The 23,965-nt window shown below is 61.6% G+C and carries 21 protein-coding genes and 1 riboswitch; of the genes, 16 read left to right on the forward strand and 5 right to left on the reverse strand.

Features of this window, described 5'->3' with window-relative positions:
• Positions 1-103 precede the first annotated feature (103 nt).
• Positions 104-1,342 (reverse strand): ROK family transcriptional regulator, encoded by a 1,239-nt coding sequence (locus EOC93_RS02985; RefSeq protein ID WP_127203797.1) that lies wholly within the window; start codon positions 1,340-1,342, stop codon positions 104-106.
• A gap of 100 nt (positions 1,343-1,442) precedes the next feature.
• Between EOC93_RS02985 and EOC93_RS02990 the strand changes: the two genes are divergently transcribed.
• The 11 genes from EOC93_RS02990 to EOC93_RS03040 all read left to right on the forward strand — a co-directional run bounded on the left by EOC93_RS02990 (position 1,443) and on the right by EOC93_RS03040 (position 14,292).
• On the forward strand, positions 1,443-2,708 hold the full coding sequence (locus tag EOC93_RS02990; protein ID WP_127203798.1) for an ABC transporter substrate-binding protein: 1,266 nt from the start codon (positions 1,443-1,445) through the stop codon (positions 2,706-2,708).
• A 61-nt stretch (positions 2,709-2,769) separates the two neighbouring features.
• A complete protein-coding gene (locus EOC93_RS02995; protein WP_127203799.1) occupies positions 2,770-3,705 on the forward strand; it encodes a sugar ABC transporter permease in 936 nt (311 codons plus the stop codon).
• Positions 3,698-4,600, forward strand: a complete 903-nt coding sequence (locus EOC93_RS03000) for a carbohydrate ABC transporter permease (RefSeq protein WP_127203800.1) — start codon at positions 3,698-3,700, stop codon at positions 4,598-4,600. Before EOC93_RS02995 ends, EOC93_RS03000 begins: the two co-directional genes overlap by 8 nt.
• Positions 4,601-4,610: 10 nt before the next feature.
• Positions 4,611-5,708 (forward strand): sn-glycerol-3-phosphate ABC transporter ATP-binding protein UgpC, encoded by a 1,098-nt coding sequence (gene ugpC / locus EOC93_RS03005; protein WP_127203801.1) that lies wholly within the window; start codon positions 4,611-4,613, stop codon positions 5,706-5,708.
• A 10-nt stretch (positions 5,709-5,718) separates the two neighbouring features.
• On the forward strand, positions 5,719-6,486 hold the full coding sequence (locus EOC93_RS03010) for an SDR family oxidoreductase (RefSeq protein WP_127203802.1): 768 nt from the start codon (positions 5,719-5,721) through the stop codon (positions 6,484-6,486).
• A gap of 40 nt (positions 6,487-6,526) precedes the next feature.
• Positions 6,527-7,528: a sugar phosphate isomerase/epimerase family protein gene (locus EOC93_RS03015; protein ID WP_095484247.1), complete on the forward strand. Its 1,002-nt coding sequence runs from the start codon at positions 6,527-6,529 to the stop codon at positions 7,526-7,528.
• Positions 7,525-8,337, forward strand: a complete 813-nt coding sequence (locus tag EOC93_RS03020) for an SDR family oxidoreductase (RefSeq protein WP_095484126.1) — start codon at positions 7,525-7,527, stop codon at positions 8,335-8,337. Before EOC93_RS03015 ends, EOC93_RS03020 begins: the two co-directional genes overlap by 4 nt.
• 338 nt (positions 8,338-8,675) lie before the next feature.
• Positions 8,676-9,863, forward strand: a complete 1,188-nt coding sequence (locus EOC93_RS03025) for a magnesium transporter (protein ID WP_127203803.1) — start codon at positions 8,676-8,678, stop codon at positions 9,861-9,863.
• A gap of 428 nt (positions 9,864-10,291) precedes the next feature.
• The gene (locus tag EOC93_RS03030; RefSeq protein WP_127203804.1) at positions 10,292-11,548 is read left to right on the forward strand and encodes a tetratricopeptide repeat protein; all 1,257 of its coding nucleotides are present in this window, start codon (positions 10,292-10,294) and stop codon (positions 11,546-11,548) included.
• Positions 11,549-11,643: 95 nt separating this feature from the next.
• The gene (locus EOC93_RS03035) at positions 11,644-12,354 is read left to right on the forward strand and encodes a FecR domain-containing protein (RefSeq protein ID WP_164547127.1); all 711 of its coding nucleotides are present in this window, start codon (positions 11,644-11,646) and stop codon (positions 12,352-12,354) included.
• 15 nt (positions 12,355-12,369) lie between these two features.
• Positions 12,370-14,292 (forward strand): adenylate/guanylate cyclase domain-containing protein, encoded by a 1,923-nt coding sequence (locus EOC93_RS03040; RefSeq protein WP_127203805.1) that lies wholly within the window; start codon positions 12,370-12,372, stop codon positions 14,290-14,292.
• A 165-nt stretch (positions 14,293-14,457) separates the two neighbouring features.
• Here the strand turns inward: EOC93_RS03040 and EOC93_RS03050 are convergent, their stop codons facing one another.
• The 3 genes from EOC93_RS03050 to EOC93_RS03060 form a co-directional block, all read right to left on the reverse strand.
• A complete protein-coding gene (locus EOC93_RS03050; RefSeq protein ID WP_245461347.1) occupies positions 14,458-14,655 on the reverse strand; it encodes a hypothetical protein in 198 nt (65 codons plus the stop codon).
• Between the two features lie 197 nt (positions 14,656-14,852).
• Positions 14,853-15,362, reverse strand: a complete 510-nt coding sequence (locus tag EOC93_RS03055) for a superoxide dismutase family protein (RefSeq protein ID WP_127203806.1) — start codon at positions 15,360-15,362, stop codon at positions 14,853-14,855.
• A gap of 158 nt (positions 15,363-15,520) precedes the next feature.
• Positions 15,521-16,297 carry a sulfite exporter TauE/SafE family protein gene (locus tag EOC93_RS03060; protein ID WP_095484119.1) on the reverse strand — a complete coding sequence of 259 codons (777 nt, stop codon included), beginning with the start codon at positions 16,295-16,297 and terminating at the stop codon, positions 15,521-15,523.
• Positions 16,298-16,583: 286 nt separating this feature from the next.
• A riboswitch (TPP riboswitch) is annotated at positions 16,584-16,696 on the forward strand.
• 129 nt (positions 16,697-16,825) lie between these two features.
• Between EOC93_RS03060 and EOC93_RS03065 the strand changes: the two genes are divergently transcribed.
• From EOC93_RS03065 to EOC93_RS03085, 5 genes are all read left to right on the forward strand, one after another.
• Complete coding sequence (locus EOC93_RS03065; protein ID WP_164759024.1) at positions 16,826-17,626, forward strand: ABC transporter permease; 801 nt, start codon at positions 16,826-16,828, stop codon at positions 17,624-17,626.
• The gene (locus tag EOC93_RS03070; protein WP_127203807.1) at positions 17,623-18,381 is read left to right on the forward strand and encodes an ABC transporter ATP-binding protein; all 759 of its coding nucleotides are present in this window, start codon (positions 17,623-17,625) and stop codon (positions 18,379-18,381) included. Before EOC93_RS03065 ends, EOC93_RS03070 begins: the two co-directional genes overlap by 4 nt.
• On the forward strand, positions 18,378-19,391 hold the full coding sequence (locus EOC93_RS03075) for an ABC transporter substrate-binding protein (protein WP_127203808.1): 1,014 nt from the start codon (positions 18,378-18,380) through the stop codon (positions 19,389-19,391). Before EOC93_RS03070 ends, EOC93_RS03075 begins: the two co-directional genes overlap by 4 nt.
• On the forward strand, positions 19,388-20,695 hold the full coding sequence (locus EOC93_RS03080) for an LLM class flavin-dependent oxidoreductase (protein ID WP_127203809.1): 1,308 nt from the start codon (positions 19,388-19,390) through the stop codon (positions 20,693-20,695). Before EOC93_RS03075 ends, EOC93_RS03080 begins: the two co-directional genes overlap by 4 nt.
• Positions 20,696-20,925: 230 nt before the next feature.
• Positions 20,926-22,635, forward strand: a complete 1,710-nt coding sequence (locus EOC93_RS03085) for an ABC transporter ATP-binding protein (RefSeq protein WP_127203810.1) — start codon at positions 20,926-20,928, stop codon at positions 22,633-22,635.
• Here EOC93_RS03085 and EOC93_RS03090 read toward each other — a convergent pair.
• Positions 22,605-23,720 carry an AI-2E family transporter gene (locus tag EOC93_RS03090; RefSeq protein ID WP_127203811.1) on the reverse strand — a complete coding sequence of 372 codons (1,116 nt, stop codon included), beginning with the start codon at positions 23,718-23,720 and terminating at the stop codon, positions 22,605-22,607. The genes EOC93_RS03085 and EOC93_RS03090 overlap by 31 nt on opposite strands.
• Positions 23,721-23,965 lie beyond the last annotated feature (245 nt).

Genomic DNA, 23,965 nt, shown 5'->3' on the forward strand with positions numbered 1-23,965 from the left:
CGCGTGTCCTCAGCTACACCAGCACGATCAGTCGATTTCCTCGCGATAATGCTTGCACTGTCGCCTCCCCCGCTACTCCAGATAAATCGGGAGCAAGGGCAGATCATTGTAGTCGGCTGTTGTGTCGCAGCACGAGGCCGACCGCGCCGAGCAATGCGTCGTTCTCTGTGTGCTTGCCAACAATTATCCGCGTCCGCAGGGCGGGCGCGATATCGCGGGACTTGATGAGCGTGTGGCGTTCATATGACGCGATCAGCGGCGCCAGGAGAATGTCGCCTGCCAAAGCCATGCGGCCACCGATGATGATGAGCGGCGGATTGATCACCGAGCCGATCAAGCCAAGACCACGGCCGGCGAACTCGGCGGTGTCCTCGATCATCCGCAACGCCCCGACGTCGCCCTGTTCTGCCATCATGATCACGTCGTCCATCGTGACCGGCCGCCGCACGATGCGCGAAATCTGCTCGAGCGGCCGGGCAAAACTCGCATAGAGCTCCAGGCATCCGCGATTGCCGCACCGGCAAAGATCGCCGCCGGGATCGATGCTGATATGCCCGAATTCGCCGGCGCCGCCAGCGATGCCCGTCACTAGCCGGCCGTGCTGGACAATGGCCCCGCCGACGCCCAGATCGATCTTGAACAGGACGAAATCGTCTTGGCCGACGGCCGCGCCCCACATCAACTCCGCAATGGCCGAGCAGTTGCTCTCATTGTCGGCGAAAATCGGCTGTTCGAGGACCGGCCCGAACACATCGCGGATGTTGACCCCGGCCCAGGTCGGAACAATACTCGCACGCAGCACCACTCCTTCGCGGCTGACAGGGCCAGAGACGGAAACCCCAACCCCCAGGAGCCCCGCCATCGGCAGACCGTTCTCGTCGTAACATTGGGCAATTGCTGACTTGGCGAGCTGGGCCGCCTGTTGCGGCTGGTAGTCCAGCCCCATAGGAATAGTTTGTTCGACAATGACAGAATGCGACACGTCCGCGACGACGCATCGTATCTCGTCGAGGCCCAGGTGGATTCCGACGCAGGTGCCCGCAGCGGGATTGAGCGTCAATGTCGCGGCAGGCCTGCCGATACCCCTGATCCCGTCATGATGGGCCGAGGATTCGATCACCATTCCGGATTTTCTCAAGCCATTGAGCGCGGTTGAGACCGTCGACCGCGCCAAGCCGGTGATATGCGCGATTTGCGACGCGGAAAGCACGCCACGCTCACGCAGGCATCGCACGATCAGGCTCTCCGGTGATGCGGAGGGCTGGTCGATCAGCCAATTTCTAAGCGAAGGTTTGTTCATGGTGAGCACAAAGGACGTTGACTGATAGCCCAAATATGTCATCTTGGAAAGAACAGAGATACCTGCATCTCACCGGCGGCGGCTTCAAATCGCGGTCACAAGCGGTCGATACGAACCGTACAGCACATATGGGAGTGAAACGATGGAATATCTGAGGACGGTCCTTGCGGCCGCTACGGCGTACACTCTTGTTGCGGGAGCCGCATTCGCAGAGCCCAAGACCAATCTATTGCATCAATGGGCGACCGGATCGGACGCCCAGGCTATTGCCAAGCTCGGCGAGATGTTCACCGCGAAGGGTGGCACCTGGCAGCAGACTTCCATCGCAGGCCACACGGCCAACACGCTGGCGAAACTGCGCGCCGACGTGATCGCCGGCAACGCACCGCCCGCGGTGCAGCTCAAGGGGCCCGAGATCGCCGAATGGAACGAGACCGGCATGACAGCCAATCTCGACGAACTGGCAAAGGCGGAAAATTGGGAGAAAGTAGTCGCTCCCGAATTGCTGCCGGTGATGAAGCCAACCGGAAGCTGGGTAGCGGCGCCGATGAACATCCACCGCATCAATTGGCTGTGGGCATCGCCGAAGGTCATGAAGGACGCGGGCGTCGCCGAGGTGCCGAAGACATGGGCGGAATTCAACGCCGCCTGCGACAAGGTCGTGGCGTCAGGCAAAATCTGCATCTCGCACTCGACCGCCGACTGGACCGATTCGACGGTCTTCGAGGTCGTGGTCTACGGAATGGATCTCGATCTCTTCAAGAAAGCCTTCGTCGAGGGTGACGTCGAGGCAATGCGCAGCGACGGCATGGTCAAGGCTTTCGAGCAATTCCGCACCATGACGACGAAGTACATGGACCCCGGCATGAACGGGCGCGACTGGGATACCATGTCGCATCTGGTCGGCCGCGGCGAGGCCGCCTTCCACATCATGGGCGACTGGACGCTCGGCCTGCTCACAGCCGGCGGCTTTAAGGAGGGCACCGACTATGTCTGCGCCCAGGCGCCGACTGACTGGGGCAAGCCGGGCTTCATCCTGAATTCCGACTCGGTCGTGTTCTTCCAGCAGAAGGACCCGGACTACGCCGAGGGACAGAAACTGCTCGCCAGCACGATCCTGTCGCCCGAGTTCCAGACGATTTTCAATCAGACCAAGGGCTCAATCCCGGCCCGTCTCGACGTCGATCTTTCGAATGGCTTCAATCCCTGCCAGCAGCTCTCCCAGAAGGATCTGCAGGCGTCGATCGAGGCCGGCACGCTTGTCCGTTCGATGGCGCATAACATGACGATCCCGCAGAAGGTGCGCGGCGCGATCATGGATACCGTCACCGAATTCGTAGCGACGCCGGACATGACCGCGCAGGACGCAGCTAGTGCCATGGCTGATGCGGCCGAAGCGCAGATGTGAAGAAGCTGCCGATGATGGCCTGGCGCGCGTCGCCCCGGCCTGACCTTCGCTGGAGCAGCCGATGTCCACGCATGACCTGACTGTACCGGTTGCAGCTCCCGCAACCCCGTGGCGGGAGCGCCTGGGCACGATGGTGCCCATTCTGGTGCTGGCACCGTCACTTGCGGCGAGTTTCATCTACGTTTTCGTCTTCACACTCTGGACGCTGTATCTCTCGCTTTCCAATTCGTCGCTGATGCCGACCTATGGGTTCGTCGGTCTGGACAATTATGCTTCGCTCTGGGCGAACCGGCGCTGGAACATCGCCTATACCAACCTCTTCCTGTTCAGCGGCTTCTATATCGTCGGCTCGATGGCCATCGGACTGCTTCTCGCGATCCTGATCGACCAGCGCGTTCGCGGCGAGGCGGTTTGGCGCACGATCTTCCTCTACCCGCTGGCAGTGTCCTTCATCGTCACCGGCACGGTGTGGAGCTGGCTCTATAATCCCGTCGACGGCATCCAAGCCTTCGTGCGGGGGCTCGGTTGGACCGACTTCAGCTTCGCCCTGACAGCCAACCGCAACACTGCGATCTATGCGGTGATCATAACCGGTATCTGGCAGTCATCCGGCTTCGCAATGGCGCTTTTCCTGGCTGGCCTGCGGTCCGTCGATCCGGATCTCGTCAAAGCGGCGCAGATCGACGGAGCGTCGGTTTCCCGGATCTATCGGAGGGTCATCCTGCCGACGATCGCTCCGATTTTTCTGGCAGTGGCGGTCATTCAGATCCAGTTCGCCATCAAGACGTTCGACCTGGTGGCAGCGTTGACGCGGGGTGGGCCAGGTGTGTCCACCACCTTCCCGGCGATCTACGTCTACGACCTCATGTTCCAGCGCGGGCAGATCGGCGAGGGCGCCGCTGCGGCGATGATGATGCTCGCGGCCCTTGCGGTTGTGCTGGTGCCCTATTCCTTATGGATCGTTTGGCGCAGGCGGGCGGGGGGCCGCAATGGCTGAAATTGCCCTCACCGCCCGGCATGATCCCGAAGCGGCCGCGGCTACGCGGCGATATTTCTGGAACCGCTTTCTTATCTATGCGGTGCTGACGCTTTTTGCTGTCATCTACCTTGCCCCACTGCTGGTCGTGGTCTTCAACTCGTTGCGGGAGCAGTCCGAGATTGCCCGCAACGGCCTCATCTCCCTGCCGCGCAGCTTCCGCCTCGATGCATGGGCGGAGGCTTGGGGCACTTATTGCGTCAGCGGCACCTGCGAAGGCATGAAGCGCAATTTCTTCAACTCGCTCTGGATGGCGATCCCCGCGACGGTCATCTCCACGCTCCTCGGCGCCATGAACGGCTACGTGCTGTCGAAATGGCGCTTCAAGGGCTCGGAAGTCCTGTTCAATCTGATGCTGCTCGGCGTCTTCATGCCCGGCCAGATCTCGCTAATGCCGTGGGCGTTCCTGCTCGGCAAGCTCGGCCTAACCAATTCGACCTACGGGCTGGTCTTGATTCATGTCGTCCAGGGCATCTCGTTCACGACCCTGTTCTGCCGCAACTTCTACGTCAGCATACCGGACGATCTTATCAAGGCGGCACGCATCGACGGCGCCGGCTTCTGGCGGATTTTCCGCAAGATCATCCTGCCGCTGTCGCCGCCGATTTTGATTGTCACCGTCATCTGGCAATTCACCGGTATCTGGAACGAGTATCTGTTCGGCGTTGTCTTCACCTCCGGCCAGCAGCAGCCGATCACGGCGGCATTGGTCGCGCTCACTGCCGGCGGCACGACCGCCCGCGCTTACGACGTGATGAGCGCAGCCGTGCTGATCGGCGCGCTGCCACCGTTGCTGATCTACCTGTTCGGTGGAAAATACTTCGTGCGCGGCCTGACACAGGGCGCCATCAAATGAGGCGTCGCCCGTGTCCACACTGACCATCCGCAACCTTCACAAGAGCTATGGCGGGCTCGAGATTCTGGCCGGCATCAATCTCGAGGCGCAGACCGGAGAATTCGTCGCCCTCGTCGGCCCCTCCGGCTGCGGCAAGTCAACCTTGCTCGCCATGATCGCCGGCTTGGAAACCGTCACGTCGGGCGAGATCTGGATCGGCGACCGGCTGGTGAACTCCGTGCAGCCCAAGGACCGCGACATAGCGATGGTGTTCCAGTCATACGCCCTCTATCCCACGATGACGGTGCGCGAGAACATCACCTTCGGCATGGAAAGCCGGGGCGTGCCCAAAGCGGCGCAAGAGGAAGCGGTAAAGCGGGTTGCCGCACTCCTGCAGATCGAGCAGTTGCTCAAACGCAAGCCCGGCCAGCTTTCAGGCGGCCAGCGGCAGCGCGTTGCGATGGGGCGCGCCCTCGTACGCGACCCGAAGCTGTTTCTGTTCGATGAGCCCCTGTCCAATCTCGACGCCAAGCTGCGCGTCGACATGCGCACCGAAATCAAGAAGCTTCACCACCGCGTCGGCAAGACCACGGTCTACGTCACCCACGATCAGGTCGAGGCGATGACGCTCGCGTCCCGCATCGCGGTGATGAACCAAGGCTCGGTGCAGCAGTTCGACACGCCGAAGCAGATCTATGACCGGCCGACCAACATATTCGTGGCCGGTTTCATGGGATCGCCGGCGATGAATTTCATCCCCGCCAGGCTTACGGGCTCAACCAGCATCGCGGTGCGCGCCGCCGACGGCAGCGACGCTACTCTCACGCTTGCCGCTCCGCTGCCCGCCGGCGCGCCAGAAGACGTAGTGCTCGGTGTTCGGCCAGAACACATCTACCGTTTCACGACGGACCTGAAGTCGCGGAAACCTGCTGTGGAGTCCATGCAGGCGCCGGTCGAAGTGGTCGAGCCGACCGGGGCCGAGACGCTTGCCGTCCTCAGGCTGGGTGATCTGGAGATCACTGGCCGTTTCGAGCCGGATGAGGCTCCCGTCATGGGCGAGACGATAACGCTTGGCATCGACATGTCGCGCGCCTGTCTGTTCGATCCAACAACCAAGGCGCTTCTGTGATCTGATGTCCATGCAATTCGCGACTTACCCGAGCTTGACCGATCGCGTCGTGCTGATCTCCGGCGGCGCCTCCGGGATCGGGGCCGATATGGTCCGCGCCTTCGTCTCGAATGGCGCGCGTGTGGGCTTTCTCGATGTGCAGGATGGACCCGCGGAGGCGTTGGTGCGTGAGCTTGGTGGTACCGCCAGGCAGGCCCCGTTGTACCTTCATTGCGATGTGACCGACGTCACTGCGCTGCAGGCGTCGGTTGAAAGCGTGCGCGCGCGGCTTGGTCCGGTCGCCGTCCTGGTGAACAATGCTGCCGATGATCAGCGCCATCCCGTTGATGCGGTGACGTCAGAATATTGGGACCGCAGCTTCGACGTCAATCTCCGGCATCACTTCTTCGCCGCACAAGCGGTGCATCCGCATATGAAGGAACTCGGCTTCGGCTCGATCATAAACTTCTCTTCCATCGCCTGGCGTTTCGGCGCGGACCAGATGGTGGCCTATGCCACCGCCAAGGGCGCTGTGGTGGCCCTGACCCGCGCACTGGCGCGGTCGTTCGGACCTGACAACATCCGCGTCAACGCAGTCGAACCGGGCGCTGTCATCACCGAGCGGCAGCGTGAGCTGTGGTTCAAGACGCAGGACGCAATCGACCAGACCGTGCAGCGACAATTGATCCGCCGCGTCCTCCTGGGCGAGGAGATTGCACGGACCGTGCTCTTCCTTGCGGCGGATGACAGCCGCATGATCACCAAGCAGTCCATCGCCGTCGATGCGGGTCTGCGCTGATGCGATCGCTTCCACATCTTTCAACGGGACTGTCACGCTGATGCTTCGTCTCGGCCTCAATCCTTACGGACTGACCTACTATCTCGGCCTACAGGGTCGCGGCACGCCGCGGCACAATCCGGATGGGGCGGGGCTGGAAGGCTTCATGGCGCTCGCGCAGGAACTGGGCGCACGCACGCTCGAGATCTATGAACCGTGGTTGACCGACTTGCCGGACGCCGAGGTCGTCGATCTGCGCAGGCGTCTGGCCGCGCGTGACATCGTCCCGGTGGTGAGCGGCGGTCTTATCGTGGCCGGTCCCCTGGATAATGCGTTTCGGGCGGCGCGCCTGCTCGAGGCGACAACGATCCGTATCGCGCTGACCCCCGTCCTGTGTGGCGACCGCAACGCATGCGGCCAGAAGTGGAGCGAGTTCAATGCGACGATCCGCGCTGCCTTGACGGAATGGGGGCCGCGTGCGGCGGCTGAGGGCCGGGTGCTCGGCATCGAGAACCATCAGGACTTCGGCAGCGATGAACTGGTCGCGTTCTGCGAGCTCGGCGGGCCCGGTGTCGGCATCACCTACGATACAGGCAACACGTTCCCAGTCGGCGAGGCACCGCTTGCCTTCACGCGGCGGATCGCGCCGCATGTCCGCCATGTCCACCTCAAGGACTATCGCGTGCAGTTCACGGATGAGGGCTACCGTCTGGTCCGCTGCGCGATCGGCGACGGCGCCGTGCCATTCGCCGAACTGGCAGCCATCCTCGCCGAGCACCACGACACGCTGACGGCCGTGCTCGAGCCGGGCGCGCTGGAGGCCCGCCACGTTCGCTGTCTTACCGACGACTGGTGGAACGGATATCCGCCGAAGACTGCGCGCGAGTTCGCGGCCTGCCTGAGTGCTGCGCACGTGAACCGCCTTGCGGACGATGCCGACTACCGGACGCCATGGGAGCGCGGCGATGACGGCGCGCTCGTTTCGTATGAGCTCGACATGATCCGGCGCAGCGCCGCCAACATGAAGAAGCTCGATTTCATTGCAATGGAGAAATCAGCATGACTGCCCGAGAACTCAGCGGCCTGACTGCCTTCGTGACCGGCTCAGGACGCGGCCTCGGCCGCGTGATGGCCGAACGCCTGGCCGAGCTTGGCGCAAACGTCGCGATCCACGATCTCGATTGGACCCGGCCATCCCAATATGGCGAATTCGCAGACCTCGGCGAATCCGCAAGGGGTTTGGAAAAGCATGGGACACGGGTGACCGCGGTCACGGGCAACATCGGCGACAAGCAAGCCGTCGCCGAAATGAAGCGGAAGATCGAGGCGGACCTCGGCGATGTGCACGTTCTGGTCAACTGCGCCGGCGGCGACATCGGCGCCAAGGGAGTAAAGCCCAGTCCCAACAACGCGCTCGACATCGACTATGACGACATCAAGGTGCTGACCGAGAACAATCTCATCGGCACGATGCTGGTCTGCCAGGCATTCATTCCGCCTATGGTCAAGCGCGGCTCAGGCTCGGTGATCAACATAGCCTCGGCGGCAGCGCATATCGGATGCTCGCCGGAGGTGGTCTACTCCACGCTTAAGGCGGCCGTCGTCCATTATACGCGTTGCCTCGCCAAGGAATTGATTGACGATGGCGTGCGCATCAATGCGGTGAGCCCCGGCGCCACCAAGACGGCACGATTCCAAGCAAGTCGCGTGGTCGATCCGGAGCGCATGGATTCGAGTAAGAAATCGCTAAACCGGTATGCGGAGCCCGAAGAGATCGCCGAAGCGGTGGCCTTCCTCGCCGGTCCGCGCGCGCGCTTCATCAACGGGCAGGTCATCCGCGTCGATGGCGGTTTCACAATCTTCCCAGGTTGAATCACGGCCGTTCACACGGCGAATTGTCGGGCTGAGCGCACCCCAATGAGCAGGGCCACCACGGCCCATTGCCGACCTTACTTCGTTGATGCTCGCAGAGCCCACGAAGCGACGGGCGAGTTCGGCAACCGAAAATTCTCTTGGCGACACGCTGACGTTACAGCCCGCTTGTATGCACCCACGCAATGGCTCAGATTGTTTGGGTCCGGTCTACTCTGCGCCCTGAGAAGGCGAAGATTTCCGGATCGAGGCGCTGGGGCACTGCGCGCCACGGCAGAGCGGGCGAACCGCTCCCGTCTACACGTTCAGAGGCGGAACATTAGAGGTTGGGGGCACAGATGAGGCAAGAGAACGACGTTGAGAAGTGGGTGCGCACGCTGCGTGCTCGAGCACCTGACGACGCGGCCGAATTGCTTGCCCGAGAGTCTCCCGAGTTCATCCGGGACCTATTGAAGTTGTTGCCGGATAGGCACGCCCGGAAGGTGGCGGAGCATTTGCCATCGCATATGAGGCCTGTCACGCCTTATGGCGACGGCAAGGATATCGCGTTCCCCGGGTCTGTCATCGAGCTGATGGACCCGATCCCCGCCAGCGTTCCTGTCGGAACGACGGTAGCCGCCGCGGTCGAGGCCGTCAGGCGCGCGCAGGTGCCGACCGAGTTGACTTACCTCTACATCACGGACGCGGGCGACAAACTCGTTGGCCTGGTGGTCCTGCGCGATCTGATGCTGAGCGAACCGGCCGCCACGGTCGATCAGATCATGCTGCCGAAACCGTTCGCCCTTCACGTCGATATGCCTTTGGGTGAAGCCTGCACGGCGGCGGTACGCCGTCACTACCCCGTCTATCCCGTGGTGAACGTGGAGAACCGGCTGCTCGGGCAGGTTCGCGGCTGGCGGCTGTTCGAGCAGCAAATCATCGAGATTTCTGCCCAGCCTGGCCAGATGGTGGGTGTCCAGAAGGAGGAGCGTTCTTTCACGCCCCTGGTTTCAGCCTTCTTGAAACGTCATCCGTGGCTGCAGCTCAACCTGCTGACGGCCTTCATAGCCGCTTTCGTGGTCGGGTCGTTCACAGGCACGATCGAGAAGATCGTCGCTTTGGCGGCGTTCCTCCCGGTGCTGGCCGGGCAAAGCGGAAACACCGGCTGCCAGGCACTGGCCATAACGTTGCGTGGTCTCGCCTTAGGGGATGTGGACAAACGACCAAAGCTGCACCTGGTGCTGAGGGAGGGGGTGCTCGGGATCGCCAACGGCGTGCTCGTCGGTCTCGTGGCGGCCGCGGCCATGTGGTTCTACGCGTCGCGGCAACCGGAGTCGGCAGCCCAGGCGCCCATGCTGGCGCTTGTGATCCTGCTCGCAATGTCCGGATCGTGCCTCATGTCCGGGATCTCCGGCGTGCTGATCCCGTTGGGCCTGCGGCGGGTCGGCGCCGATCCGGCCGTGGCTTCCGCGATCTTCCTTACCACGGTTACCGATATTGTAGGCATGGGCCTGATGCTGGGGCTTGCCACTACGCTCGTGCTGTAGTGGCGCACATTTACGCAGGCCGTCCTGAGAAGCATCGCCCGCCAGCTCTCCGAGCGCTTGCGCAACGCGGCGGAAGACCTTCGGATGAGCTGCATGCGACCCTGATGCGTCAAGCGGCGACCAGATACGTGCAGAATCGCGCAAACAATATTGATCTTGTCGGCTGCGCAATCCACGGCTCATTATGATTTGGCTTAGTTGCCGTTTGTAGCGAATACTTAATCAAAGTCCAGCAACGCTGAGAAGATGTTTGACCAACCAGCGTAGGCGAAATGCGAATGAACCCGATAGTTTGTTGCGCAGCTGCAACAGCTACTGAAGACTCGGAGATCTCGTGACAGTTCCGTCGCTTTTTTTCGTGCAGGCGTGCTAGATCCGCTGCACTAGTCGGGTTGGGTGGGGTTCTCGGCATGCATTCCTCGTTTTCAATGATCTTCGGCTTCGCCGCGGCGCTGCTCTGTGCCGGCATATTGCCGGCCGGCGCACAAGGTCTCTATCCGGCCTACGACGATGCGTTTTCGGCCCGCGTTGCCAATCCGACCGACAACGGGACGCTAGCTCAATTCGTCACAGTTGCCGTCAACGCAGGGCAGTACGATCAGGCGATCTCGTCGATCGAGCAGTATCTGATCAAATATCCTCGCGATGCGCGCGCGCGCCTCGCGGCCAGCCGATTGTACTATTATGTCGGATCCTATGAATTGGCCCGGCGGCAGGTGCAGTACGGCCTCGAGGTCGGGGACCTGCCCGCGGATGAGCAGCTGGACGCCGTTCGCCTGCTCGCCCGCATCGAGCGCGCGTTACTTGGCGTCACCTGGGAACTCGCTCTGACTGGCGGCATGTTCAGCGCATCCACCGATTTTGAGCCGGGCGGGGCCGAAGACGACCGCACCTTGGTCTCGCCCTATGGGCGGGCGGACGGCTTTGTCCGGTGGGATCTCGGCACGCCAAGTGCTGATGCACTTGTCCTCTCGGGCTCGTTGACGGCGACACAGCGCTTTTTCACAGAAGACCTGTCGGTTCCCGGTGCCGAGGAGACTTTTATCCACGGTAACGCCGCCATTACCCTGGACAAGGGGCTGCCCAACAGCGGGATCGATTCCCTGCGGCTGCTACTTTCCGCGTTTACCGTTACAGATCGCTTCGACAACGATGTCCACGAGACCGGCGTCGGCCTCAGTGGACGCTTTCTCGTTCGCCCCACAGTCGAGACGACGCTTTTCGCAGGTGCTGGCTACATCGATCTAAGCGGCTCGAAAGGCATCTTCGCCGATAGCAGGGTCTTCTATGAGGCAGGCGGCAGCTACCGCTTCCGCAATGGCCAGGCGCTCGGACTGCGCCTGGTCGGCTCGAATGACTTCGCCTCCGGATCTGGCGAAATCGGCCGCAGCTATATGGGAGAGGTCCGCTACGGCGGCGTACTGATGGAAGTACCGGACCTGTTCGTATGGTCTCACCAGGTCGCCGTCTCGGCCGGCCACAGCGACACTCCCGACTTGTCCGTCGGCATCGGCACGAACATAGAAAGTGACTTCTGGCGCATTGCCTCGGAAAGCGATTTTCAGCTCACTGATTGGCAGAAGGTCAGTGTCGACCTCGCCTATCGCGAAACCGACTTCGATATCGCTAGCGGCGACCGGAATTCATTCGAATTGCTCGTGAGCTACACGTTGACGCTCAACTGAAAGAGGCCGCGATGAGGACCCTGTATCGTCAGATAGCCACTTGTATCGCCTGCCTTGCCTTTGCGGCACCATCTGTCGCTGAAACGGTCGGGTCCATGACGGCCTACCAGACCAACATCATCCGTAATGACGGCGAGGCGATGAACGTCGGCGCTGGCGTCGAACTCGGCGACCACCTGCGTAGCAATGTCACCGGTCTCGGAATGCTCGTGTTCCGGGACGAGTCGAGCGCCAAGATTGGTCCGAACACCAGCCTGACGATCGATGAATTCGTCTACAATCCGGGGTCCCGATCAGGAAAGATCGACATCAGGATGAACAGCGGCCTGGCCCGTTTCTACGGCGGTCAGGTTTCGAAGGGCGGCGACATGCGAGTTGCGACGCCACACATGGTGCTCGGAGCCAGAGGCGGCATCATTGAAGTGCTTGTGATAGCTGGTCAGACCGTAGGCATACTGCGCGCCGGCCGCATGACCTGCATGATGAATGGCCGCAAGCTCGTGGTCACAAACCCGGGCCACGCCTGCACGTCGGACAATGACAAACTGCTGACCGGCTACGGCGGTATCGACGCCTTCCCGATATTGGACAGCATCGAGCGGATAGCCGGCACCGGCCTCCCAGGCAAACCGGGTCCGGGGCTGGACGTAAACGCGATTTGTGCGTCAGCACTCGGCAACTCGCTCAAGGCCTGCAAGTCCACCGACGGCGCATTGCCCGGCGTGGCCATGGAGTTCCCTGACAGCCCAGCGCCCCCTGTAGGCAGCGGGGTGGATGAGGATGACTGCTATCCCGACTGCCGGTAGGCCCGGCCGGCCGGCATGAGCCCCTTGGCTGATTGGCGGCGGGCTGCCCGGCGCAAGCTTCCGGGTCTTGCGGTCGTACTCTTGCTGCTCGCTTGCCATTTTGCTTTCGACGGGCCGCTATCGCGCCTGCGCGAGCGTACGTATGACTTCTACCAGTTCCTCGCCCCGCGCGAGGCGACGAGCAATCCTGTTGTCATAGTCTCGATAGACGACGCGAGCCTTAAGGCATATGGGCGATGGCCCTGGAACCGTGGCCTTTTGGCCGATCTGGTCGACGGTGTCGCCGAGTCCGGTGCCGCGGTGATCGGGCTTGCGCTGGTGCTGCCCGAGGCTGACATCTCTCCTGATGGTATCGCCGGAGACAAGCGCCTCGCGAGCGCACTGGCGAAACATCGAACGGCGCTCGCCGTCAGTCTGGGCAATGAGGCGACGGTTTCAGAAACAGAGCCCAAAGCCGGCTGGTCGATCGTCGGGCAAGTACCCGAGACGCTTCCTGGCTTCACCGGTCTGACAGGCTCGCTTGCGGATTTCTCGAGCGCCGCTGCAGGCCTCGGCGTAATTCGCACTTTGCCCGATCCCGACGGCGCATTACGCCATGTGCCGCTGCTCTGGCTCCGAAATACGGCTCAAGGCGTGCAGCTCTGGCCGTCCTTCGCGCTCGAACTCCTGCGCCTCTACGCCGGAGAGAACGGCTACGTGGCTCGGATGAATGCCGCCGGGTTTGACGCACTCAGGATAGGCGGCACCATTGTGCCACTCGAGCCGCAGGGCAGCATCCGCCTCTGGGAAAGCGACACCAATACGCCGCGCATATCTGCCAGTGATATTCTTTCGGGCCGCGGCGATCCGCTGCTGCGGAACGCCATCGCTATTGTTGATCTGTCGGCCGTGGGACTGACCCAGTATCTGCCCACCCCGACGCGTCCGGCGCGACCAGGCGTGGACATCCACGCTGATGCAATCGGCCAGATGCTTGCCGGGCGCTATCTTGTAGAGCCAACGCAAGCGCGTACGCTGGAGCGGCTGTGGTTGGTGCTCAGTGGCATCGTTTTCATCGGACTTTCGGGAGTTCTCGCCCAGCGTGTCTTGCTTGGCGCCCTCGCTCTGGCGCTCCTGGCTGCCACGCCCTTCGCGTTCGGCGCTCTCGAATACAGCCTGCAGGGTGCGCTCTATGACCCACTGCAGCCGGCGCTTGCGACGATGCTTGTAGCTGGCTTCGAAGGCTATGTCCTCTACAGGCGCAGCGAGCAGCGTCGGTCCACCCTGGCACGGCAGTTCTCCCAATATCTGTCGCCCTCCGTGGTGCAGCGCCTCGCAAATTCGGATACCGAAGCGATCCTGTCCGGAGAGAAGCGCGAGATCACAATCCTGCTGAGTGACATACGCGGCTTCACGACGATGAGCGAACAACTCGGTGCCCAAGAAATCGGAAAGGTGGTCAATCACTTTCTCGGCCTTGCGACCGATGAGATACTCAAGCGCGACGGGACCATCGATAAGTTCATGGGCGATGCCGTGCTAGCTTTCTGGAACGCGCCGCTTGATCAGCCAGATCATCGCGAGCGCGCGCTCGAGGCGGGGCTTGCCCTGATCGAACGGGTGGAGCGCGAAAACGCCACGTTCACCGCGCGCGGGCACCCCCCTATCGAAATCGGCGTCGCCATCGAGACTGGCGTCTGCTCCGTAGGGAATTTCGGCTCCGAACGGCGCTTCGACTACACCGCGATCGGCTCGCCGGTGAACCGCGCGGCACGGCTCGAGTCAACGACCAAAAAGCTGAGGATTCCTCTGGTGCTTGGTCCCGGATTTGCGCAGGGAGCATCAATGCCGGTTGTGCAGGCGGGTGCGTTCGAACTCCAAGGCTTCAAGGGCGAGGTGCCGGTTTTCACCGTTCCGGAGATACACCCCTCGTCGCAATCTGCCGAGGAGGTCGCGTGATGTTTGGCACCAGTTCAACTCGCTATCTCATTGGCAGCCGGCGAGCGAAAGCCAAGGGCGGCGGAAATCCGATGGGCGGCCCGCGCCACCATGTCGCCCAGTTCGCCTATGCGCTCTTCCGGCACCCGGTTTTCCGGGGCAGCGATGTTCAGCGCCGCGATTATCTTACCCGGTGCCACGAAAACCGGTGCGGTGATCGGCGCCGTTCGGGCCCAGGATGGCGAAAATCATGCCGCGCGGCACATCCAGATCGACACCATCGACGGCGCGCAGCTTGCCGAACGTTTTGACAAGGCCGCGGGCGGAAATGGCTGACTGGGCAAGACCCGTGGAGGACAAGCCCATAGGAGAGGTTTCGTTCATGCAATCATCCAGCAGTCGCGAAAATAAAGGCCAATTTCGGCGCGATGGCTGTCGTCAATTCCTCGGCAGGCGCACGAGCTTATCGTCTGGTTTGTCCTCATGCCAGAGGCTCCGACCATGTACCACTACTTGGCCGCCGAGGCTGAAGGGCCGGTCAGATCATATGTCGGACGGATCTCTACTCATCGCTGGGTTTCTCATTCGATCACGGCGCAGGCCTGACGATTTCCGGCATCACCGGCAGGCTGGCTTTTATAGTCGTCCTGTCCGCCGTGGATCATCAATGCCTTGCCTCGTATTGCCGTTTCTCCACCGTCCAGTTTGACCATGCTGTTGAAAGCCTGGGCACGCAAAACGCCGTCGGCGCCGACCCGCTGATTTGGCATGTCGCCCGCGTGCGGGCCTTTTCCAGTGAGATATCCATGTTCGGCATTCGTCGGATTGAAGTGCCCACCTGCCGAGTCATGGCCGGTCTGATGGTCGCACTTTCCGGTTTCATGAACATGGAACGCGACCCATTCACCCGCCGGCAGTCCTGTTACGTCCAACGCTATCAGCACACCCTGCGCCGTCTCGGTCAGCGTGGCCGTTCCGTTCTTCTCGCCAGCCATGTTGACGAATTCGGCTTTCGCGGTCGCGGTGTCCTGAGCCGCTGCAGGCATCGCGACCGCCAGCGCCAATCCTGTTGTTGCAAGCAATTTTTTCATCCACTCAGCCTCCGGTTGTCCAAGGACCCCAAACAACAACGGGGCCTCTTCGTTCCATTTGGGAATGGAGTTTGTCTCCGGCGCGGCCGCCAGAGAAGCGGGGGTGATGCGTAGAACTCGATAGTCTCCGTGTCATGGAGTGAAGTTTCACGACGTGATTACACCAATTCGAAGAGTTCCGCGGTTTGCCAACCTGCCAGCAGCATGATGACAACGCCAACGAGTCTGAGAAGCGTCTTTTCTGCGATTGACTTCACTACCAATCCGGCCATCGGCGCTGCGACTACGCCGCCAACGATCAAGCCGGCAACGGAGAGTAGATTTTCCGTTAGCTCTCCTGCCTCCTCCCAATGGCCCGTTAGTAACGCAAACAAGAAGGTCAGAGACACCGACAACGTGATGAGGAACTCGCTGGCATTGACCGTGCCAATAACGTAGCGGGGCGTGCCGCCAAAACCGAGAAGGCCCGTCGTTACGATGGGTCCCCATCCGCCGCCCCCTGCGGCATCGAGAAATCCACCACCAAGTCCAAGAGGAGGTACCACGCCTGCAGGGACCGGATTGCTTGGGATCCGCCGGAATGAACGGAACAGGAGCCAAGCTCCGACAAGCGCAAGGTATGTGGTCACATATGGTTTCATGATGGCTCCCTCGAACGAGGTGAGAACAAAAGCGCCGAGAACGCCGCCGAGCACGCCAAATGGCATCAGCCGCCAGAAAAGCTTCCAGTCAATGTTGCGGTGATAGAGGTGAGCCGAACCTGAGGCTGCGGTGGTAAACAGTTCAGCTGCGTGAACTGACGCCGAAGCGTGTGCAGGAGACACGCCAAACCCCAGTAGGGTTGTCGAGGAAACCACGCCGTAGGCCATGCCGAGAGCCCCGTCCACAGCTTGGGCTACAAACCCCACAATCGCAAAAAGAATGAATTCTTGCATTTGACTCTCCGATAAGGCGCGGGGTCACAATTGGCGATAGAGAAACCCGCTGCCTACAACGTATGCAATTATATCTTCACGCTTCCACAATTCATCAAACGCGTGGCATCGATAATGGTGACGACGAACGGAAAACGATCCGCTCGACCGACGCCTTTCCCAATCCCGACAGGATGCCGGTTTCTGTTTTGCTCAAATGTCCCTGCTGGAACCGCAACCTCCTCTGACGTGAGGTTTCACTGGCCGGACGCAGGCTTGCAGCTCCACCCTTTATCTGTTTAATTGCCGCCATCCACAGGGGTGCTCCGTATCGTCGGGGCTGAGAGATGGGCTGCAAGCCCGTAAACCCTAGAGCTGATCTGGATAATACCAGCGGAGCGAGGCGGGCGATGTTTTCTGGCGCACAGATTTTTCTTTTTCCGATGTCCGGCGATTTCGTGGGCCCGCTCGAGGGCCATGTCACGATCGACCTCACGGTCTCGGCCAACAGCCCGACCCCGCGCTGATCTTTCGCGCCGGAGGTCTCGCATGTCCCAGTCTTTCTCCGCCGCGCCGCGAATCGCAGCCTTGTTCGCCAAGGTCGGACCGGCCTTGCTATCGGTCGGCACGCTGGTTCTGGCTTGGGAGCTCTATGCGCGCATCTCGGGCATCTCGCCCACCACGCTGCCCGCGCCGTCACGAGTCCTCGCCCAGGCCATCCAGCAGCGCCAGGCGCTGTTCGACAACACCGTGCCGACGATCAGCGCCACATTGGCGGGTTTCGCGTGCTCATTGGCCGTTGCCTTCATCCTTTCGGTGCTGATCGACTTCTTCAAGCCGCTGCGCCGCGCCCTGTTCCCGGTGTTCATTATCAGTCAGACCCTGCCGCTGGTGGCGATCGCCCCGCTGGTCGTTCTTTGGTTCGGCTTCGGGCTGACGCCGAAGACCATGCTGGTCGCGCTCGTGACTTTCTTTCCCATGCTGGTCGCGCTGGTGCAGGGTTATGAATCGACGGATCGGGATATCTCGGCGCTTCTGAGTTCGATGGGCGCTTCCCGCATGCGCATTTTCCTGCTGGCCCGCCTGCCCTCCTCGCTGCCCTATTTCTTCGCCGGACTGCGCATCTCGATCACCTATGCCGTGGTCGGCGCCATCTTCGCGGAATATGCCGGCGCGGCCAAAGGGCTCGGCATCTACATGCTCAACGCCAAGAACAATTTCCGGCCCGATCTCGTGCTCGCGGCCGTGCTGGTCAGCGCCTTGCTCACGCTGGCCCTGTTTGCCGCCACTGTGCTGATCCAGCGCGCCGCCATGCCATGGGAGCGGCTCGATGCCGTGCGAAAATCATGAGCAGGCGGCTGGAATTGCGCCAAGTCAGCAAAAGTATTGGCGATGTCGACGTGCTTGCCAGCATCACCCTGCATGTCGAGCCGGGCGAATTCGTTTCAATCCTCGGCCCCTCCGGAGCCGGCAAATCCACGATCTTCAGGTTGCTGACGGGCAGTCTCGAAGGCCACGACGGCGGCATCGACTTCGACGGGCGGCCACTGGCCGACGCGCGCCGACCGTTTGCCTTCATGCCGCAGCACGATGCCCTGATGCCCTGGCGCACAGTTATCGACAACACCGCGCTCGGCCTGGAAGTGCAAGGCATGTCCCGCAGGGCGGCGCGCGGCAAGGTGGCGCCGCTCTTCGGCGAATTCGGCCTTGCGGGCTTCGAGCATAAGTATCCCGCACAGCTCTCGGGCGGAATGCGCCAGCGCTCCGCGCTGTTGCGTACCGTCGTGCAGGACCGCGCCATGCTGTTGCTCGACGAACCGTTCGGCGCACTCGACGCCCTCACGCGCACCGGCATGCAGCGCTGGATTCAGACGATGTGGGACCGACACCGCTGGACCGTCCTGTTGATCACCCACGATGTCCGTGAGGCGGTCTTCCTGTCCGATCGCATCTACGTGCTGAGTGGCCGCCCGGCCCGCGTGCTGCGCGAAGTGGCCATACCTCTTCCGCGCCCGCGCAAGGATCTTGCCTCGCCGGAAGCCAGCGCCATCGAAGCCGACATCCTCGATACCCTTCTCGATCCACAGCTCGCCCAAAGGACATGACCATGCTTTCAAGACGCCTCTTCATCGCTGCCGCATTGATCACCGGGCTCGGACCCGTCACATCCGTCTCCGCCCAGCAGACTGTCACCGTCGCACTCGACTGGACGCCGAACACAAACCATGTCGGGCTCTATGTCGCCCAGGCGAAAGGCTTCTACACCGAGGCCGGGCTCGACGTGCAGATCCTGCCCTACACCGACACTGCGGCCGGTACGCTGATCGCCAACCACGTGGCCGATTTCGGTATACTGGGATCCATAGGATTGTTCACCCAACGCACGGCCGGCGCCGACCTCGTCGCCACCTACGCCATCATGCAGACGGAAACCGGCAGGCTGGTGTTCAATGCCGACCGCGCCGATATAAAGTCCCCCAGGGACCTGGACGGCCTGACCTATGGCGGTTTCGGCAGTGCCTGGGAGAATGCGCTGATCGGCACCATCATCCGCCATGACGGCGGCGAGGGCAAATTCGAAACGGTGACGCTGGGCACCTCCGCCTATGAGGCCTTGGCCAATGGCGCAGTCGATTTTACGCTCGAAGTCTACACTTGGGAGGGGATCAAAGCGGAACTTGACGGCAAGGCCCAGCGCGCCTTCCGCTACGCGGATTTCGGCGTGCCCGACCAACACACCAATTTCATTGGCTCGAGCCGAGCCTACCTGGAAAAGAACAAGGACACGGCAACCGCGTTCATCGCCGCGACCAGGCGCGGCTACGCCTTCGCCGTCGAACATCCGCAAGAAGCGGCTAACATGCTGATCGCTGCAAACAGCGACGTGCTGACCGACCGTCCGCTGATCGAGGCATCACTGAAGGCGCTGGTCGATGGCCACTACCTGCAAAGCCCCACCGGCACGATCGGCACGATCGATCCCGCAAAGATGGGGGCTATCGGCGACTATCTGTTCAAGGCCGGAGCCCTGCGCGACGGCGATGGGAACCCGGTCAGCGAACGACCCGATTTCGCGGCCTATTACAGCAACGCCTATCTGGCCGGCGAAAAATGAGCCCGCCGCGGCGCATGCATCTCAATGCCGTGATCTTCGGCCTCGGCAGTCACGAGGCCGGCTGGCGCATGCCCGAAAGCAACCCGCTAGCCTCGACCAGCCTCGACTATTGGGTCGATATCGCTCGCCGCGCAGAGGCTGCCGATTTCGACGCTTTGTTCCTCGGCGACGTGCTGGCCTTGCAGAGCGGCGCTGATCGGCATCTTTCCGACGCCATGGATCCGCTGGTCATCCTGTCGGCGCTCGCTGCCGTCACCAGCAGGATCGGACTGATCGGAACTGCATCGACCAGCTTCGATCACCCTTTCCACCTGGCCCGGCGCTTCGCCTCTCTCGACCACATCAGCAAAGGCCGTGCGGGCTGGAACATCGTCACCTCGTCCAACGTGCTCGAGGCCCGCAATTTCGGACTGGAAGCCATGCCGGAGCATTACGAACGTTATGCCCGCGCAACCGACGTGGTCGACGCAGCCATAGCGCTCTGGGAGAGTTGGGCTCCCGATGCGAGGAAGCCGGACAAGGCCGCCGGGCGATACTTCGATCCCGACAAAGTCCGGTCAGTCGATCACGCCGGTCCGTTCGTGCGCACCGCTGGCCCGCTCAACGTACCGCGATCGCCTCAAGGTCGACCGATCCTGGCACAGGCCGGCTCGTCGGAAACTGGTCGCGCCTTCGCCGCTCGTTACGCCGACATCGTATTCACCGTACAGGCGACGCTGACGGAAGCGCAGGACTTCTATCGCGACATCAAATCACGAGCGGCCGCCGTCGGGCGTGATCCGGACACGATCTTGGTCTTTCCGGGGATCGTGCCGATCGTCGCTCATACCAGGCAAGCAGCCGAAGAGCGGCTAGCTGAGCTGAACGGCTCTACAGTCACCGATCACGTCCTTGCCAAACTCGGCGAATTCCTTGGCGAGGATCTAACCGATGCCGATATCGACGCGCCGCTGCCGCCCCTGTCGAGCGCACAGCCGAACCAGTCCAGCCAGAGCCGCGTCGGCGTGCTGGTCGGAATCGCAATGCGGGAGAGGCTGACACTGGGCCAGTTGCTCATGCGCCTCGCAGCTGGCCGCGGTCATCTGCTTGCCGTCGGAAATGGCCGCGATGTCGCCGACACGATGCAGCAATGGTTCGAGGGCGGAGCGGCCGACGGTTTCAACGTCATGGCGCCCGTCATGCCCGGTGACCTGCAAAGCTTCATCGACGATGTGATGCCTTTGCTGGAGCGTTCGGACGTTTTCGACGCTGGGGGTAGCCGCACCCTTCGCGAGCGATACGGTCTTCCAAGTCTTTGGGTCTAGAATCCAAATCCAATCCCGTTCGTCCGATCAGAGCGCCGTAAGCCGTCAGGCGCTGCTTTTGCCTGCGTCATCACCGTCCATCGTCACATCGATGCGATCCGGCTCGGTCGATGCGCCGGCGTCGGCCGCTTGCACCGTTATGTCCCGCCCTTTCGAGAATGCCGGAATTGACACCCTCGCATAGCCATGCTCCTGGCAGTCCAGACCTTCGAGCCAGAAAAGCGGTTCCAATGCTTCTTAGATTTTTCTCCTACTACCGCCCCTGGAAGGGTCTGTTCATCCTGGATTTCTGCTGTGCGGTTCTGTCTGGCATGCTGGAACTCGGGTTCCCGATGGCGGTCAAGGTGTTCGTCGACGAACTGTTGCCAACTCAGCAATGGCTGCTGATCCTTGCTGCGTCGGCCGGCCTGCTTGCCATCTATGTGTTGAACACCGGACTGATGGCGGTCGTGGTTTACTGGGGTCATATGCTCGGTATCAACATCGAGACCGAGATGCGCCGGAAGAGCTTCGATCACCTGCAGAAGCTCTCCTTCCGCTTCTATGACAACCATAAGACCGGCCACCTCATCGCCCGCGTCACCAAGGACCTGGAGGAAATCGGCGAGGTCGCCCATCATGGCCCGGAAGACCTGTTCATCGCGATCATGACTTTCCTTGGCGCCTTCGCGCTGATGTTCCTGGTCAATCCGCAGCTTGCACTGATTACGGCGGCAATTGTGCCGCTCGTCGCCTGGGTGACAAGCCGCTATGGCGCGCGCATGACGCGCAACTGGCAGGCGCTTTACGGGCGGGTCGGCGATTTCAACGTTCGCATCGAGGAGAATGTCGGCGGCATGCGGGTGGTGCAGGCTTTCGCCAATGAAGACCACGAGCGTAATCTTTTCGCGCGTGACAATGCCAGCTACCGCAAGACCAAGCTCGATGCCTATCGCATCATGGCTGCCAGCACATCGCTGAGCTATATGAGCATGCGGTTGATCCAGCTGGTGGTAATGATCGCCGGAAGCTATCTCGTGCTGCGTGGCGAACTTTCCAGTGGCGGTTTCGTTGGCTTCCTGCTCCTGGTCAATGTGTTCTTCCGGCCGATCGACAAGATCAATTCGGTGATTGAAACCTATCCGAAAGGCATCGCCGGATTTCGCCGCTATGCGGCTCTCCTCGACACCGAGCCCGACATCGCGGATCGGCCTGGCGCGGTTGATGCACCGACACTCCGAGGTGACATCAGCTACCGCGATGTCACCTTCGGCTATAGCGGCGAACGGGCGGTTTTGAAGAACATCGATCTTGACATAACAGCAGGACAGACCATCGCCTTCGTCGGGCCGTCAGGCGCCGGCAAGACGACCCTGTGCTCACTACTGCCGCGTTTTTACGAGGTCGACAGCGGCGCCATCACAATCGACGGTTTGGATATCCGCGACATGACGCTGGCCTCGTTGCGCGGCCAGATCGGTATCGTGCAGCAGGACGTGTTCCTGTTTGGCGGCACGATCCGCGAGAACATCGCCTATGGCCGGCTGGACGCGGTCGAAAGCGAGATCGTCGAGGCCGCGCGCCGCGCGCGCCTCCACGAGCTCATCGCTTCCCTGCCGGAAGGCCTCGATACGATCATTGGCGAGCGTGGCGTAAAACTGTCGGGTGGTCAGAAGCAGCGCCTAGCAATCGCGCGTATGTTCCTGAAGAACCCGACAATCCTCATCCTGGACGAGGCGACGTCGGCGCTCGACACGCAGACCGAGCGGGAGATCCAGCAGTCGCTGGCAGAACTTGCGCAGGGCCGGACGACCCTGGTGATCGCGCACCGGCTGGCGACGATCCGCAATGCCGATCGCATCGTCGTGGTCGCCGAAACGGGCATCGTCGAACAAGGTCCGCATGATGAACTGGTCGCGCGCGGCGGTGCCTACTCACGACTAGGCGCGGCTCCGGACTGACGTGATGGCTTCGTGTCGCGCTTTGACGCCGGTTCCGCCTCGGGTTGGTCGTTCAATCGTTTCTTGAGGATGTCAATGAGGCTGATGGTGACCGCGATCACCGCAGGGCCAAGGACGAGCCCGGATGCTCCAAAGAGAACGATGCCACCGACCGCGCCGATAAAGGTCACCACCGTGTGGAGCCGCAGCCGGCTCCCGACAAGCATCGGATAGAGCAGATTGTCGATGCCGGCGACGATGACGCCGCCCCAGATGGTCAGTATCGCCGCGCTCGCCCAAGCCCCTTCCAGCGCGAGATAGATCGCTGCCGGCACCCAGATCACGAATGCGCCGAGCACTGGCACGATGGCAAGAAGTCCCATTACCAGACCCCAGAAGACCGGAGTTGGCAGGCCGAGCCACCAGAACATCAGGCCGCCCAGCGTTCCCTGCACAGCGGCGACAAACACGGTGCCTATCAGGATCGCATGTACCGTCTCGGCAAGGCGGGACAGCATGTATGCCGTCTCCGGTGCACGCAGGGGCGAGAGACCCTCGATCCCCTGTAGAGCGGGTTCGCGGTCCCGCAGGAAATAGAACAGCAGATAGAATGTCAGCACGAACATCACGGCCTGATTGATCGAGCCGCGCAACAGCGATGTGCTTTGTCCCGTCAGCCATTGTACAAATGCGGCGACCGTACCTGCCGGATCGACTTGGTTCTCGATCCACTGGGCAACGGCCGAAAGCCTGGGATAGTTCGACATAAAGCCGTCTGCGTTCCAACCCCGGATGACTTCCTCCAGATAGGTAGCGCCGTTTACCGCCTCGCTAACAAGCTGCTGTGCCACGAAGATGAGCGGCAGGCCCACGGCAACCGCCGCGACGCTCACCGATATCAGTGCAGCCAGGTTTCGATTCCTGAGCCTTTCCTCGACCCGCCGATGGGCCGGATAAAGAATGATTGCCAACACCAGCGCCCAGGTCAGTGCAGGCAAAAAAGGCAACGCCAGGAGATAGCAGACATACAGACCGATCGCCGTCGCGGCCACGATGCCGAGCAATCTCATTTGTTTCATATCGGGCATCTGCTTCAGGTCGGGCATCTCTCGCCGTCTCGCAAACCAGGCGAGCCTAGCGGATTTCCTGACAGAATGGCAGCTACCGTTGCCGTATCCCTACGCGCCCGCTTCACAGGGCCGATAGAAAAAAGGCCGGACTGTTAAAGTCCGGCCAAGCATGAAGGTTCAAAACCTCCAGAGGGGAACGCGCCGGACGCAATGGGAGGAAAACATCCGACGCGATCCGTATATGGGTGGGCACAGATGACGTTTCAACGGCATACTGTGGG

Origin of the sequence: Mesorhizobium sp. M6A.T.Ce.TU.002.03.1.1, from assembly GCF_003997275.1 — a bacterium.
GTDB lineage: Bacteria > Pseudomonadota > Alphaproteobacteria > Rhizobiales > Rhizobiaceae > Mesorhizobium > Mesorhizobium mediterraneum.

Bases quoted from the DNA above. Each gene is read 5' to 3' on its own strand.
- EOC93_RS02985 (WP_127203797.1), bottom strand. From the start codon at position 1,342: ATGACATATTTGGGCTATCAGTCAACGTCCTTTGTGCTCACCATGAAC.
- EOC93_RS02990 (WP_127203798.1), top strand. From the start codon at position 1,443: ATGGAATATCTGAGGACGGTCCTTGCGGCCGCTACGGCGTACACTCTT.
- EOC93_RS02995 (WP_127203799.1), top strand. From the start codon at position 2,770: ATGTCCACGCATGACCTGACTGTACCGGTTGCAGCTCCCGCAACCCCG.
- EOC93_RS03000 (WP_127203800.1), top strand. From the start codon at position 3,698: ATGGCTGAAATTGCCCTCACCGCCCGGCATGATCCCGAAGCGGCCGCG.
- EOC93_RS03010 (WP_127203802.1), top strand. From the start codon at position 5,719: ATGCAATTCGCGACTTACCCGAGCTTGACCGATCGCGTCGTGCTGATC.
- EOC93_RS03015 (WP_095484247.1), top strand. From the start codon at position 6,527: ATGCTTCGTCTCGGCCTCAATCCTTACGGACTGACCTACTATCTCGGC.
- EOC93_RS03020 (WP_095484126.1), top strand. From the start codon at position 7,525: ATGACTGCCCGAGAACTCAGCGGCCTGACTGCCTTCGTGACCGGCTCA.
- EOC93_RS03025 (WP_127203803.1), top strand. From the start codon at position 8,676: ATGAGGCAAGAGAACGACGTTGAGAAGTGGGTGCGCACGCTGCGTGCT.
- EOC93_RS03030 (WP_127203804.1), top strand. From the start codon at position 10,292: ATGATCTTCGGCTTCGCCGCGGCGCTGCTCTGTGCCGGCATATTGCCG.
- EOC93_RS03035 (WP_164547127.1), top strand. From the start codon at position 11,644: ATGACGGCCTACCAGACCAACATCATCCGTAATGACGGCGAGGCGATG.
- EOC93_RS03040 (WP_127203805.1), top strand. From the start codon at position 12,370: ATGAGCCCCTTGGCTGATTGGCGGCGGGCTGCCCGGCGCAAGCTTCCG.
- EOC93_RS03050 (WP_245461347.1), bottom strand. From the start codon at position 14,655: ATGAACGAAACCTCTCCTATGGGCTTGTCCTCCACGGGTCTTGCCCAG.
- EOC93_RS03055 (WP_127203806.1), bottom strand. From the start codon at position 15,362: ATGAAAAAATTGCTTGCAACAACAGGATTGGCGCTGGCGGTCGCGATG.
- EOC93_RS03060 (WP_095484119.1), bottom strand. From the start codon at position 16,297: ATGCAAGAATTCATTCTTTTTGCGATTGTGGGGTTTGTAGCCCAAGCT.
- EOC93_RS03065 (WP_164759024.1), top strand. From the start codon at position 16,826: ATGTCCCAGTCTTTCTCCGCCGCGCCGCGAATCGCAGCCTTGTTCGCC.
- EOC93_RS03070 (WP_127203807.1), top strand. From the start codon at position 17,623: ATGAGCAGGCGGCTGGAATTGCGCCAAGTCAGCAAAAGTATTGGCGAT.
- EOC93_RS03075 (WP_127203808.1), top strand. From the start codon at position 18,378: ATGACCATGCTTTCAAGACGCCTCTTCATCGCTGCCGCATTGATCACC.
- EOC93_RS03080 (WP_127203809.1), top strand. From the start codon at position 19,388: ATGAGCCCGCCGCGGCGCATGCATCTCAATGCCGTGATCTTCGGCCTC.
- EOC93_RS03085 (WP_127203810.1), top strand. From the start codon at position 20,926: ATGCTTCTTAGATTTTTCTCCTACTACCGCCCCTGGAAGGGTCTGTTC.
- EOC93_RS03090 (WP_127203811.1), bottom strand. From the start codon at position 23,720: ATGCCCGACCTGAAGCAGATGCCCGATATGAAACAAATGAGATTGCTC.